This window comes from Paracoccus actinidiae (assembly GCF_030863885.1).
Lineage (GTDB): Bacteria > Pseudomonadota > Alphaproteobacteria > Rhodobacterales > Rhodobacteraceae > Paracoccus > Paracoccus everestensis.
In genome coordinates this window covers 146,474-159,572 of sequence record NZ_CP132956.1, presented here as the reverse complement: position 1 = coordinate 159,572, position 13,099 = coordinate 146,474, and the positions used below count along the sequence as shown (strand labels likewise).

General features: G+C 65.7%; 14 protein-coding genes. 4 read left to right on the top strand and 10 right to left on the bottom strand.

Annotated elements, in window-relative coordinates; translation table 11 throughout:
• Nucleotides 1-47: 47 nt before the first annotated feature.
• The 4 genes from Q5701_RS00835 to Q5701_RS00820 form a co-directional block, all read right to left on the bottom strand.
• Entirely contained in the window at nucleotides 48-176 is a 129-nt protein-coding gene (locus Q5701_RS00835; RefSeq protein ID WP_256445641.1) for a hypothetical protein, read from the bottom strand.
• 122 nt (nucleotides 177-298) lie between these two features.
• The gene (gene mutT, locus Q5701_RS00830; protein WP_306753284.1) at nucleotides 299-697 is read right to left on the bottom strand and encodes an 8-oxo-dGTP diphosphatase MutT; all 399 of its coding nucleotides are present in this window, start codon (nucleotides 695-697) and stop codon (nucleotides 299-301) included.
• Between the two features lie 22 nt (nucleotides 698-719).
• Nucleotides 720-1,973: a bifunctional glutamate N-acetyltransferase/amino-acid acetyltransferase ArgJ gene (gene argJ / locus Q5701_RS00825; RefSeq protein WP_306755490.1), complete on the bottom strand. Its 1,254-nt coding sequence runs from the start codon at nucleotides 1,971-1,973 to the stop codon at nucleotides 720-722.
• Nucleotides 1,973-2,812 (bottom strand): peptidylprolyl isomerase, encoded by an 840-nt coding sequence (locus Q5701_RS00820; RefSeq protein WP_306753283.1) that lies wholly within the window; start codon nucleotides 2,810-2,812, stop codon nucleotides 1,973-1,975. The genes argJ and Q5701_RS00820 overlap by 1 nt, the downstream gene beginning before the upstream one ends.
• Nucleotides 2,813-3,010: 198 nt before the next feature.
• Between Q5701_RS00820 and secA the strand changes: the two genes are divergently transcribed.
• Nucleotides 3,011-5,728, top strand: a complete 2,718-nt coding sequence (gene secA, locus Q5701_RS00815) for a preprotein translocase subunit SecA (RefSeq protein ID WP_306753282.1) — start codon at nucleotides 3,011-3,013, stop codon at nucleotides 5,726-5,728.
• Between the two features lie 69 nt (nucleotides 5,729-5,797).
• Here the strand turns inward: secA and fmt are convergent, their stop codons facing one another.
• The 3 genes from fmt to def (Q5701_RS00800) form a co-directional block, all read right to left on the bottom strand.
• Nucleotides 5,798-6,691 (bottom strand): methionyl-tRNA formyltransferase, encoded by an 894-nt coding sequence (gene fmt / locus Q5701_RS00810; RefSeq protein WP_306753281.1) that lies wholly within the window; start codon nucleotides 6,689-6,691, stop codon nucleotides 5,798-5,800.
• Between the two features lie 61 nt (nucleotides 6,692-6,752).
• The gene (gene def / locus Q5701_RS00805; RefSeq protein ID WP_306753280.1) at nucleotides 6,753-7,253 is read right to left on the bottom strand and encodes a peptide deformylase; all 501 of its coding nucleotides are present in this window, start codon (nucleotides 7,251-7,253) and stop codon (nucleotides 6,753-6,755) included.
• A complete protein-coding gene (def, locus tag Q5701_RS00800) occupies nucleotides 7,250-7,777 on the bottom strand; it encodes a peptide deformylase (protein WP_306753279.1) in 528 nt (175 codons plus the stop codon). The genes def (Q5701_RS00805) and def (Q5701_RS00800) overlap by 4 nt, the downstream gene beginning before the upstream one ends.
• Before the next feature lie 77 nt (nucleotides 7,778-7,854).
• Here def (Q5701_RS00800) and Q5701_RS00795 point away from each other — a divergent pair, with 77 nt between their 5' ends.
• The 3 genes from Q5701_RS00795 (at nucleotide 7,855) to Q5701_RS00785 (ending at nucleotide 10,659) form a co-directional block, all read left to right on the top strand.
• Nucleotides 7,855-9,039, top strand: a complete 1,185-nt coding sequence (locus Q5701_RS00795) for a MalY/PatB family protein (protein WP_306753278.1) — start codon at nucleotides 7,855-7,857, stop codon at nucleotides 9,037-9,039.
• Nucleotides 9,036-9,575: a L,D-transpeptidase family protein gene (locus tag Q5701_RS00790; RefSeq protein ID WP_306753277.1), complete on the top strand. Its 540-nt coding sequence runs from the start codon at nucleotides 9,036-9,038 to the stop codon at nucleotides 9,573-9,575. Before Q5701_RS00795 ends, Q5701_RS00790 begins: the two co-directional genes overlap by 4 nt.
• A gap of 121 nt (nucleotides 9,576-9,696) precedes the next feature.
• Nucleotides 9,697-10,659, top strand: a complete 963-nt coding sequence (locus Q5701_RS00785; RefSeq protein ID WP_306753276.1) for an acetyl-CoA carboxylase carboxyltransferase subunit alpha — start codon at nucleotides 9,697-9,699, stop codon at nucleotides 10,657-10,659.
• A gap of 8 nt (nucleotides 10,660-10,667) precedes the next feature.
• Here Q5701_RS00785 and Q5701_RS00780 read toward each other — a convergent pair whose 3' ends face one another.
• From Q5701_RS00780 to Q5701_RS00770, 3 genes are read right to left on the bottom strand one after another with little or no spacing between them, the layout of a single operon-like run.
• Complete coding sequence (locus Q5701_RS00780) at nucleotides 10,668-11,453, bottom strand: lysophospholipid acyltransferase family protein (protein WP_306753275.1); 786 nt, start codon at nucleotides 11,451-11,453, stop codon at nucleotides 10,668-10,670.
• Nucleotides 11,450-12,376, bottom strand: a complete 927-nt coding sequence (locus Q5701_RS00775) for a cell division protein FtsX (RefSeq protein WP_306753274.1) — start codon at nucleotides 12,374-12,376, stop codon at nucleotides 11,450-11,452. Before Q5701_RS00775 ends, Q5701_RS00780 begins: the two co-directional genes overlap by 4 nt.
• Nucleotides 12,373-13,047 (bottom strand): cell division ATP-binding protein FtsE, encoded by a 675-nt coding sequence (locus Q5701_RS00770; protein WP_234854992.1) that lies wholly within the window; start codon nucleotides 13,045-13,047, stop codon nucleotides 12,373-12,375. The genes Q5701_RS00775 and Q5701_RS00770 overlap by 4 nt, the downstream gene beginning before the upstream one ends.
• Nucleotides 13,048-13,099 lie beyond the last annotated feature (52 nt).

Sequence of the window (13,099 nt, the reverse complement as noted above, 5' to 3'; positions counted from 1 at the left end):
TGCATGGCCGCCCCTTCTGCATTCGTCGTGGTGCGTCGTGTTCCGGGTCAGCGCGTGACCGGCGTTCCCTCGAAAGTGCGTGCGCCGATGCGGACAACCATTTTCCCGTTCGGGGCGAGACATTCGAAAAGCCCCTGGATGAGAATATGGCTGCCGATCGAAATCGTGCGAATCATGTCAAGCCCTCCTGTTCCCTCTGCCACCAGCCTGTCATGAAACCGTTCACAGAGTATTAACGATGCGGCGATCTAGGACATTTGGGGGGCAGTTTGGAAAAGACTGTCCCCCAAATGCGTCCTCAAAGCCACATCTGCAACATCGGGATCAGGGGCACATCCGCCGGCGGCATGGGGTAATTGTGCAAATCCCTGGCACGGACCCAAGCCAGTTGCTGCCCTTCCCGAGGCTGGGCGATTCCCTTCCACCGGCGACAGGCGAATACCGGCATCAGCAGATGGAAGTCAGGATAAGCGTGGCTGGCGAATGTCAGCGGCGCCAGGCAGGATGTCCAGGTGTCGATGCCCAGTTCTTCGTGCAGTTCCCGGATCAGGGCTGCCTCGGGCGTTTCGCCGGATTCGACCTTGCCGCCCGGAAACTCCCACAGCCCGGCCATCGACTTGCCTTCGGGGCGCTGCGCCAGAAGCACGCGCCCGTCGGCGTCGATCAGCGCCACGGCGGCGACAAGAACGGTCTTCACCTGCGCGTCTCCGACACGACCTTCACGACCGGTAGTCGGCGTTGATGTCGATATAGCCATGGGTCAGGTCGCAGGTCCACACGGTGCGCGCGCCCTGCCCCAGCCCCAGATCGACCCCGATCACCAGATCCTGTTGCTTCATATAGGCGCTTGCCGCTGCCTCGTCATAGCTGGGCGAACGCCAGCCGTTCTCGGCCAGCACCATGTCGCCAAAGCGGATCGTCAGGCGATCGCGATCAGCCTCGGCGCCCGACTTGCCGACGGCGGCGACAATGCGGCCCCAGTTGGCGTCCTGGCCCGCGATGGCAGTCTTGACCAGCGGCGAATTGGCAATGGACATGGCGACCTTGTGGGCATCGGCATCCGACGCAGCCCTGGTCACCCGAACCTCGACGAATTTCGTCGCCCCCTCGCCGTCGCGCACGACAAGCTGCGCCAACTCGCGCATCACGCCGTGCAGCGCGGTCACGAAGGCGGCCCCCGTGCCATCCTCCAGCGACGTGATCGCCGCCGCCGTGCTGCGCCCAGTCGCGGCCAGGATCAACGCGTCAGATGTCGATGTGTCGCTGTCCACCGTGATCGCGTTGAAGGTCGCATCCAGCCCCGACGACAATGCCTGCTGCAACAACGACGCGGGGATGGTCGCGTCGGTGAAGACATAGACCAGCATCGTCGCCATGTCCGGTGCGATCATGCCCGATCCCTTGGCGATGCCGGCAATGCGGATATCCCCGCCCTCGCCCGCCACCACGGCCTGCGCACCCTTGGGAAAGGTGTCGGTCGTCATGATCGCGCGCGCCGCATCCGCGATCCCGCCTGCGTCCAGCGATGCTGCCAGATCGCCCACGATGGCGATGATCCGGTCATGCGGCAGCGGCTCGCCGATCACGCCGGTCGAGGATGAAAACACGCGGGTTCCCGGAACGCCCGTGGCTTGCGCCACCGCACCCGTCACGGCATCGACCGATTCCTGGCCCCGCGCGCCGGTAAAGGCGTTGGCGTTGCCGGAATTGACGATGATCGCCGCCCCGTCGGGTGCATCGCCGCCCATCGCCAGCTTGGCCTGGTTGTCCAGCACGCAGGCCGCGCGGGTCGAGGATTTGGTGAACGCGCCCGCCAGGGTGGATCCCGGCGCGATGCGGATCAGCGTCACATCCGTGCGGCCTTGGTATTTCACACCTGCGGCACCGCTGGCGAATTCGATGCCCGCGATCACCGGCAGGTCGGGAAAGCGGGCGGGCGCCAAGGGCGATACGGGAAGCCCGGCCTTGCCCATCATTCCGTCTCCAGCAGTTCGGTCTTGTTCAGAAGGGCGGGGTCGATGCCCTCGGTCTTCTCGACCGTCGCTTCGGCTGTCAGGCGCTCGATTTCCGCCTGCACCTTGTCGCGCAGGACCATCTGGCTGATCTGCTCGCGCACCTCGTCAAGCGGAGGGGCCTCGCGCAGGCGGGTGTCGTTCAGCTTGATCACGTGCCAGCCGAATTCCGTCTGCACAGGGTCCGAGATCTGGCCCTTTTCCATGGCGCTGACGGCATCGGCAAAGGGCTTGACCATCTGGTCGGCTGCGAACCAGCCAAGATCGCCCTTGTTCGGCCCGCTGGGACCGGTCGAGTTCTGTTCGGCCAAGGCCCCGAATTCCGCGCCGCCGTCCAGTTGGGCCTTGATCTCCTTGGCTTTTTCCTCGGTATCGACCAGGATATGGGCGGCGGAATATTCGGTGGCCGGCTCCTGTGCCGCGAACAGCCCGTCATAGGCCGCCTGGATTTCCTGGTCGGTCGGCTGCGCCCTGGTCACCTCGGTGATGGCGGCGGCGGCCAGGGTGTTGCGGCGCTGGATTTCCAGCTGCGCACGCACGCCCGCGCTTTCCTTGCCGGCGGCGGCCACCGCGGTCTGCTGGATCAACTGGTCCAGCATCATTTCATACAGCGCGGAATCCGGCATATCGGCCATCTGCGGATCCTGGGACGCGGCTTCCTTCATCACGATCATCTCGCCCAGGGTGATGGGGGTGCCGTTGACGGTGGCGACGACCGTATCGGCACCCTTGTCCTGGGCATAAGCCGCAAAAGGCAGGGCCGTGGCCAGCAGGGCGGCCAGAATAGACGATTTCAGCATGGGGATCCCTTTGCTCGTGCGGCCCAGGGGGCGGGCCAGCGTTGACAGTCGCGCGGGCGAGGCATAGATCCCGGTCCAACTCCGTGGAAGGCGCCGCCGCCGCTTTCGTTCAGGCCCCTGATACGGCAATGCGGCAGGTCGCGGCAAGTAGGCCCGGCCGCGTCCGCCTTTCCCAACAACGTGATTGCGAAGGTTTGTATGCTCGGCATCGGTAATCTGGCGAAGAAGGTCTTTGGAAGCCCCAATGACCGCAAGGTCAAGGGAACGCGCGGGCTGGTGGCCCGGGTCAGCGCATTGGAGGATCAGTTCCGCCCGTTGACCGATCAGCAACTGATCGACAAGACCCGCGAATTCCAGGGACGCGTGGCGGCGGGCGAAAGCCTGGACGACATCCTGCCCGAAGCCTTTGCCAACTGCCGCGAGGGTGCCCGCCGCGCCCTTGGCCTGCGGGCCTTCGATACGCAGGTGATGGGCGGCATCTTCCTGCACCAGGGCAATATCGCCGAAATGAAGACGGGCGAAGGCAAGACCCTGGTCGCGACCTTTCCCGCCTATTTGAACGCGCTGACCGGCAAGGGCGTCCACATCGTCACCGTCAACGATTACCTGGCAAAACGCGACGCCGACTGGATGGGCAAGGTGTTCCGCCAGCTGGGCATGACCACGGGCGTCGTTTATCCCTTCCAGGCGGAACCGGAAAAGCGCGCCGCCTATGCCGCCGACGTGACCTATGCCACGAACAACGAACTGGGCTTCGATTACCTTCGCGACAACATGAAGGGCAGCGTCGAGGAAATGGTCCAGCGCGGCCACAACTTCGCCATCGTGGACGAGGTGGACTCGATTCTGATTGACGAGGCGCGCACGCCCTTGATCATCTCTGGCCCCAGCCAGGACCGCAGCGAGCTGTATGTGACGCTGAACCAGTACATCCCGCTGCTGACCGAAGAGCATTACAAGCTGGACGAAAAAGCCCGCAACGCCACCTTTACCGAGGAAGGCAACGAATTCCTGGAACGTCGCCTGCAGGCCGACGGCATCCTGCCCGAGGGGCAGACGCTTTATGATCCGGAATCGACGACCATCGTCCATCACGCCAACCAGGCCCTTCGCGCCTGGAAGCTGTTCAACAAGGACCAGCATTACATGGTCCGCGACGGCGAGGTGATGCTGATCGACGAATTCACCGGCCGCATGATGAAGGGCCGCCGCCTGTCCGACGGGTTGCACCAGGCAATCGAGGCCAAGGAAGGCGTGACGATCCAGCCCGAAAACGTGACCCTGGCCAGCGTCACATTCCAGAACTATTTCCGCCTTTACAGCAAGCTGGCCGGGATGACCGGCACCGCCGCGACCGAGGCCGAGGAATTCGCCGAAATCTATAAGCTGGGCGTGGTCGAGGTTCCGACCAACCGCAACATCGCGCGTATCGACGAACATGACCGGGTTTATCGCACGGCGCAGGAAAAGTACGCCGCCGTGATCGAGGCGATCAAGGAAGCCTATGCCAAGGGCCAGCCCACCCTGGTCGGCACCACCAGCATCGAGAAATCGGAAATGCTGTCCGATCTGCTCAAGAAGCAGAACATCCCCCACAACGTCCTGAACGCCCGCCAGCACGAGGCCGAGGCGCAGATCGTGGCCGACGCAGGCAAGCCGGGCGCCGTCACCATCGCCACCAACATGGCCGGTCGCGGGACCGACATCCAGTTGGGCGGCAATGTGGAAATGAAGGTGCTGGCTGCGCTTGCGGCCGACCCCGAGGCGAACCCCGACGAAATCCGCGCCCGGATCGAGGCCGAACACGCCGCCGACAAGGAAAAGGTGCTGGCCTCGGGCGGGCTGTTCGTGCTGGGCACCGAACGCCACGAAAGCCGCCGGATCGACAACCAGTTGCGCGGCCGTTCCGGGCGCCAGGGCGATCCGGGCCGGTCGCTGTTCTTCCTGTCTCTGGACGACGACCTGATGCGCATCTTCGGGTCGGAACGGCTGGACAAGGTCCTGTCCACCCTGGGCATGAAGGAAGGCGAGGCCATCGTCCACCCTTGGGTCAACAAGTCGCTGGAACGCGCCCAGGCCAAGGTCGAGGGCCGCAACTTCGACATCCGCAAGCAATTGCTGAAATTCGACGATGTGATGAACGATCAGCGCAAGGCGATCTTCAGCCAGCGCCGCGAGATCATGGACAGCACCGAGGTCGGAGAGATCACCGCCGACATGCGCCATCAGGTGATCGATGACTTGATCGACGAATTCATGCCGCCGAAATCCTATCCCGAGCAATGGGATCTGGAGGGGTTGAAGACCGCCGTCCGCGAACGGCTTAACATGAACCTGCCCGTCGCCGACTGGGCGGCCGAGGAAGGCGTGGACCAGGACGCGATCCGCGAGCGCATCGAAAAGGCGACTGATACCTATCAGGCGGACAAGGCCCAGGCCTTCGGGCCGGAAAACATGCGCAACATCGAAAAGCAGGTGCTGTTGCAGATGATCGACGGGAAATGGCGCGACCACCTGCTGACGCTGGAACACCTGCGCTCGGTCGTGGGCTTTCGCGGCTATGCGCAGCGCGACCCCTTGTCGGAATACAAGACCGAGGCCTTCCAGCTGTTCGAAACCATGCTGGACGGGCTGCGCCTTGACGTGACACAGCGCCTTGCGCAAATCCGCCCCCTGACCGAGGCGGAACGCGAGGATATGCTGCGCCAGATGGCCCAGCAGCAAAAGGCGTCGCAGGAACACCTGACCATGGAACATGGCGCCGACCGCCAGTCCGACGATGACGCGGGAAAGCCCGAACCGCTGGTCCAGGGTTTTGACGAAAACGATGTGAGCACCTGGGGCAACCCGTCACGGAACGACCCCTGCCCCTGCGGATCGGGCAACAAGTTCAAGCACTGCCACGGCGCGATCTGACGCGCGCCGCTTGGTTAAAGCGGGCCGCATGAGAAAGTCGGCCTGATGGGGGTCCGCCCCTTCAGGCCGCTATTCCAGCCGCCCGGGAAGCTCCCACCCGCGCAGCAACTCCTGCGCTGCCATAGGCTTCCTTCCCGACCGCTGGGCTTCCAGCACCTCGACCGCGCCATTGCCACAAGCGATCGTAAATCCCTCCAGAACCTTGCCCGGCGCCCCCTGCCCTGGAGCAACCCGACTGCGCAGCAGCTTGACCCGTTCGCCCGCAATCTCGCACCAGGCGCCCGGAAAGGGCGACAGACCCCGGATCAGCCGATCCACCTCGGCTGCGGGGCGGGTCCAGTCCACCCGCGCCTCGGCCTTGTCGATCTTGGCGGCATAGGTCACGCCTTCCGCCGCTTGAGGCACCGCCGGCAGCGGCAGCCGGGCCAGCACGTCGACGATCAGATCCGCACCCATGACCGACAGCCGGTCATGCAGGTCTGCGGTCGTCTCCTCGGCCCCGATGGCCGTGCGCGCCTCGGCCAGCACCGGCCCGGTATCCAGCCCCGCCTCCATCTGCATGATCGCCACCCCGGTTTCCGCATCGCCCGCCATCACCGCCCGATGGATCGGCGCCGCCCCCCGCCATCGCGGCAAAAGCGAGGCGTGGATGTTCAGGCAACCCAACCGTGGCGCATCCAGCACCGCCTGCGGCAAGATCAGGCCGTAAGCAACCACCACCGCCACATCCGCCTCAAGCGCCGCAAAGGCCTGCTGATCTGCGGAGTCGCGCAACCGCAGCGGCGTGCGAACGTCGATGCCCAACTCTTCGGCAGCCCCATGAACCGCCGAAAGGCGCGACTTCTGCCCCCGCCCGGCGGCGCGGGGCGGTTGCGAATAGACAGCCACGACCTCGTGCCGCGCAGCAATCGCCCGCAGCGCAGGCACCGAAAACTCGGGCGTTCCCATGAAAATCACCCGCATCGGCAGCCCTTTCAGCTTGGTGTCAAATATCCCGGGGGCCCGGGGGCTGGCCCCCGGTCTTTCACCGCCGCGCCAGCTTGGCCGATTTCGCGACCAGCATCTTGCGCCGCAGGGGCGACAAGTGATCGACATACATCCGCCCGTCCAGATGGTCGATCTGGTGCTGCACGCTTGTTGCCCACAGGCCCACGAAGTCGCGATCCTCGACTTCGCCCGCCTCGTTCACGAACCGCACCGTCACCGCACGCGGGCGGCTGATCGGGGCGGATACGCCGGGCAGGTTGGGGCTGGCTTCTTCATGGCTGCGGAACTGAACGCTGGAATGCAGCACTTCGGGATTGGCCATCCTGACCGCCTGCCCGCGCTTGTCAGACGCATCCACCACCGCCAGCCGCAGCATGATGCCGATCTGCGGCGCGGCCAGGCCCACTCCCGGCATGGCCTCCATCGTGTCCACCATGTCGTCCCAGATCATCCGCACCGTCTCGGTCACGGCCTCGACCGAATCGGCGGGGATATGCAGGCGCCGGTCGGCATAAGGAAGAAAGGCACGTACGGTCAAGAAGCCCGGCCCTTTTCCCGCTTCAGCTTGACCATCCTGCGAGTGATCATCTGGCGCTTGATGGCGGACAGGTGGTCGATGAACAGGATCCCGTTCAGATGGTCCAATTCGTGCTGGGCGCAGGTGGCCCACAGCCCGTCGAACTCCTCCTCATGCGTCTTGCCGTCCAAGCCCAGCCATTGCAGCCGCACCTGCTTGGGGCGCGTCACATCGCCGTATTGCTCGGGGATCGACAGGCAGCCTTCCTCATAGGTGTTCAGTTCCTCGGATTCCCATGTCACCTCGGGGTTGACCAGCACCAGGGGGCGGCGCTCGGCCTCGGGATCGCGGGTCGCGTCCATCACGAAGATACGCGACATGATCCCCACCTGCGGCGCGGCCAGCCCTACGCCCGGCGCGTCATACATCGTGGCCAGCATATCGGCAGCCAGGGCCTCGATATCCGGGGTGATGCGGGCCACGGGGTCGCAGACCTTCTTCAGGCGCGGGTCGGGATGGATCAGGATAGGACGCAGGCTGCTCATCCTTCGCGATTTAGGGCAAGGCTTCACCATAAGCAACAAGCGGCGTATGCAGGGGAAAACAGCGCACAGGCAGGACCATGACCAGACCCAATTTCGACCAGATCATCGACCGCGTGGGCACGCAATGTTCCAAGTGGGACGACATGCAGGCGGCTTACGGCGTATCGCCCGATGACGGCGGGCTGGCGATGTGGGTGGCCGACATGGACTTTCGCCCGCCGGCCGCCGTGCAGCGCGCGGTCGAGGCCGTCGCGGCTCACGGCGTTTATGGCTATCCCGGCACGAACCCCGGATATCTGGACGCGATCCAGTGGTGGATGGCACACCGCCACGGCTGGCAGATCGAGACCGGCTGGATTCTGACCTGTGCCGGTCTGGTCAACGGGGTGGCGATGGCACTGGACACCTATACGCAGCCCGGCGACGGCGTGATCGTGATGTCGCCTGTCTATCACGCCTTTGCCCGCGTAATCCGCGCAGCGGGGCGGGATCTGGTGGAACTGCCCCTGGCGCAGGATGGCGGCCTTTACCGCATGGACTGGGACGCCTGGGAACGCCGTCTGACGGGCAAGGAAAAACTGTTGATCCTGTGTTCCCCCCACAATCCCGGCGGCCGTGTCTGGACGCCCGGGGAACTGCGCCAGGTGGCCGATTTCTGCATCCGCCACGACCTGATCCTGGTGTCGGACGAAATCCATTGCGACCTGGTGATGCCCGGCCACAAGCACAGCGTCACCGCAACCGTCTGCCCGGACATCGCGGACCGGCTGGTCACGCTGACTGCTGCCACCAAGACCTTCAACATCGCCGGCGCCCATATCGGCAACGCGATCATCGCGGACAAGGCGCTGCGGGACCGCTTCAAGGCGGCGTTGATGGCGCGCGGCATCTCTCCGGGCCTGTTCGGAATGGACATGGTGGCCGCCGCCTATTCGCCCGAGGGCGCGGCCTGGGTCGACGGGCTTGTGGATTACATCGACGGCAACCGGCGGATCTTCGACGACGGCATCAGCGCGATCCCCGGCCTGCGGTCCATGCCCTTGCAGGCAACATACCTGTCCTGGGTCGATTTCTCGGGCACGGGCATGGCGCCTGCCGAATTCACCGCCCGCGTCGAAAAGGCCGCCCGCATCGCCGCCAACCACGGCGCCACCTTCGGCTTGGGGGGCGAGACCTTCCTGCGCTTCAACATCGCCACCCCTCGCGCCCGCGTGACCGAGGCTGTGGCGCGCCTGCAAGACGCCTTCGCCGACCTGCAATGAGGGGGCTGGCCCGCCTCTTTTCGGCCCTGATGGCACTGTTCCTGCTGGCGGCGACATGGATCATGCTGGCGCCCCCGCGCCCCCTCCCCGTCCCGCCGCTGACGACGCGGCTGGCCGGGCCGGTGGATCATATCGTGATCCGGAAATCCGACCGCCGCATGACCGCCTTCCGCGACGGCCGGCCGCTGAAGACCTATCGCATCGCCCTTGGCTTCGCGCCGAACGGAGACAAGCGCCAGCAGGGCGATGGCAAAACGCCCGAGGGAACGTTCACCATCGACCGGATGAACCCGGGCAGCGCCTATCATCTGTCACTGGGCCTGGATTACCCCCGACCACAGGACCGGGCGCGCGCCGCGGCCCTGGGTGTCGATCCCGGCGGCGACATCTTCATCCACGGCCAGCCCAATCAGCGGCCCGGCGGCGAAATCCTGCCCGGCGACTGGACGGCAGGCTGCATCGCCATCTCGGACGCCGAAATCGGCGAACTTTACGCCGCTGCCCGCATTGGCACGACGGTCGAGATCCTTCCCTGATCTTCTTCACGAAAATATCCCACGGGGGTCCGGGGGTGTGAAACCCCCGGCCTCCGTTGCAATCCCACGCCCCTGCGATCATATAGGAGCGCAAACCGAACAGCCCAAAGGCACACCCCGCATGGTCTATCTGGATTTCGAAAAGCCGCTTGCCGACATCGAGGGCAAGGCCGAGGAGCTTCGCGCCTTGGCCCGCAAATCCGAAAACACCGTGGATGTCGAAAAAGAAGCGGCGGCGCTTGACCGGAAATCCGGCGACCTGCTGCGCGATCTCTACAAATCGCTGGATCCCTGGCGCAAGACGCAGGTTGCGCGCCATCCCGACCGTCCCCATTGCCGCGATTACATTGATGCGCTTTTCACCGAATACACGCCCCTGGCAGGCGACCGCGTCTTTGGCGACGATCACGCGGTGATGGGTGGCCTTGCGCGCTTCAACGACGCGCCCTGCGTGGTGATCGGCCACGAAAAGGGCAACGACACCAAGACGCGCATCCACCACAACTTCGGCATGGCGCGCCCCGAGGGATACCGCAAGGCGATCCGGCTGATGGATCTGGCGCATCGCTTCAGGCTACCGGTCATCACGCTGGTGGATACCCCGGGCGCCTATCCCGGCAAGGGCGCCGAGGAACGCGGCCAGTCCGAGGCCATCGCCCGCTCAACACAGAAATGCCTGGAGATCGGCGTGCCGCTGGTCAGCGTCATCATCGGCGAAGGCGGGTCGGGCGGTGCGGTGGCATTCGCCACGGCCAACCGCATCGCCATGCTGGAACATTCGATCTATTCGGTGATCTCGCCCGAGGGCTGCGCCTCGATCCTGTGGAAGGATGCCGAACGGATGCGCGACGCGGCCGAGGCACTGCGCCTGACCGCGCAGGATCTGAAAAAGCTGGGCGTGATCGACCGCATCATCGGCGAACCCGTGGGCGGCGCGCAGCGCGACCCCGCCGCCGTCATCAAGGCCGTCGGCGAGGAGATCGCCGCAATGCTGGCCGAACTGGACGGCAAGAAGCCCGCTGACCTGATCCGGGACCGGCGTCAGAAATTCCTGGACATGGGGTCCAAAAGCTTGGCCGCCTGAGCGCGCGGTCAGGCAGCATCGACCTGATGGACGAACCCCGCCTCGGCCATCAGGCGGTCGGAATGGGTCTCGAGCTCGGCTTCCAGGCGGGGGACGAAGCCTTCGGCGGGAACCTCGGAGGGAACGACGGGCAGGAATTCCACCACCGCGCGGCCGGGGCGGATACCCCATCCCTTGCGCGGCCAGAACAGGCCGGTATTGACCGCCACCGGCACCACCGGCAGGCCGGTGCCCGCCCGGATCGTGCTGACCCCGTGCTTATAGGGGCGCCGTTCGCCCGGCTTGGTGCGCGTGCCCTCGGGATAGATGATCAACTGGCCCAGCCCTTCGCCCGTGATCCGCCGGTTGATCTCGCTGGAAATGGCGCGCATGGCGTCGCGGCCCTTGGTCCGGTCGATGGGGATGCAGCCGACCTTCCAGGCATACCAGCCCATGATCGGCACGCGCATCACCTCTCGCTTCATGATGAAGGCGCGGCGGGGAACCGCATGGGCAATGACCAGGATATCCAGGAAGCACTGGTGCTTGGCGGCGATGATGCAATCTTCGGTGGGCGGGGTGCCGCGCACTTCGCAACTGATGCCCAGATGCAGCCGCGCGGCCCACAGCATATATCCGATCCAGCGCGTCGCGACCCGGTTCGCCCCGGCGCGGCCATCGCGCAAAAGCGCGGGCAGGCCCAGCAGTCCGATCACCACCGTCGCCAGGGCGACATGGATGTAATAAAGCACGTTCTGCACATATTGCCAGGGCGTCAGCGGACCGGGGGTGGGCGATGCCGCCCGGACCGTCATCGCACCGCCCCCAGCATCTTCAGCGCCGCCCAGCGGGTGGCGAAGAAGCCGACGGCGGCGGCCACCACCGGGATCAGCAGGGGCAGCAGCCAGCCCCAGCCTTGAAAGCCAAGCCCGGTCAGGAACCCGCCCGCCGCGTCCATGCCCGGCAGCATGGCGATGCCCGCCATGCCGAACAGGGTGCCAACGGTCGCCCCCACCGCCGCGCGCTTGGTGAACCGGCGCACAAAGGCGGTGGCAATGGTGATGTCGCGCGCCCCGATCAGGCGCAGCACCCGGATCACCTGCCCGTTCGCGGCCAGGGCCGCCTTGGCAGCCAACGTGATCATGGATGCCGAGGCCGCCCCGATCAGCAGCAGCGACACGATGCCCATCATCCGCAGCCGGTTGGCCGCCGTGACCAGGGGACGGCGCCATTCGGTGTGATCGTCAAGGGTCGCACCCGGCGCCTCGGCCTCCAGCCGCAGGCGCAGGCCCTGGGGGTTGAAATCCTCGCCCGCGATGGGCAGTTCGATCAGGGACGGCACCGGAAGGGCATCGACCGGCATATCGGGGCCGAACCAGGGGGTCAGCAGGGCCGCGACCTCATCCGCAGGCAGCAGGCGCGGCTGGCCAGCCCCGGGTGTTGTCGCCAGGATCTGCATGGTCGCCTGGGTCGCCGTGGCCTGTTCATCCAGGGGCGCGCTGACCCGCACCGTCACGGATCCCGCCAGTTCGCTGGCCCAGCGGTCGGACAGCCGCCCCGTTGCCAAGGCCAGGGCCAGGGCAAAGACCGCCAGAAAGGCCATGGCGGCGGCTGCGAACAGCGTCAGTTGCGCGGTAAAGCCGGTGGGCGGCACGATCCGGTCGCCGGTCCCGCCGTCGCGCATCAGGCCTTGCCACAAGGCGCGCAGGTTCAATGTCCGAAAATCAGTCCGCTTCACAGATCGGCCCCCGCCAGATGCAATGCCCCGTTCGCGATCCGCAACACGCGCGCCGCAACCTGCGCCTTGGCCGCGCGGATCAGGTTCAGGTCATGGGTTGCGACCAGAACGGTCTTGCCCGACTTGTTCAACTCGATCAGCAACTGCATCAGCCGGACCGACATATCCCAATCCAGGTTGCCCGTGGGTTCGTCCGCCAGCACCAGGTCCGGCGACAGGATCACCGCGCGGGCAAGTGCCGCGCGCTGGCGTTCGCCCCCCGACAGGGAGGGCGGCATGGCGCGGGCGTGCTGGGTCAGCCCCACCCAGCCCAGCAGGTCGCGCAGTGCGTCCATATCCACCGCCTGCCCCGACACCGAAAGCGGCAGGGCGACGTTTTCCGCCACCGGTAGGTGATCCAGGAACTGCGTGTCCTGGTGAACCACCCCTACCCGGCGGCGCAGGTCGGCGATGCCGTCGCGCGTGAGTTGCCGCACATCGTCGCCAAAGGCCGTCATCTGCCCCGACGTGGGCAGCAGATCAGCATAGCACAGCCGCAGCAGCGTCGTCTTGCCCGACCCAGAGGGGCCGGTCAGGAAATGAAACATACCCGGCTGCAGGGTCAGCGTCATGTTCGACAGCAGCTCGGCCCCCCCGTGATAGCCGAAGCCGACATCCCGCATCTCGATCACGCGCAACCCCCGTTCTTTCCAGCCTGGCTTGGAAGCCGGCCCCGCGCTTGAT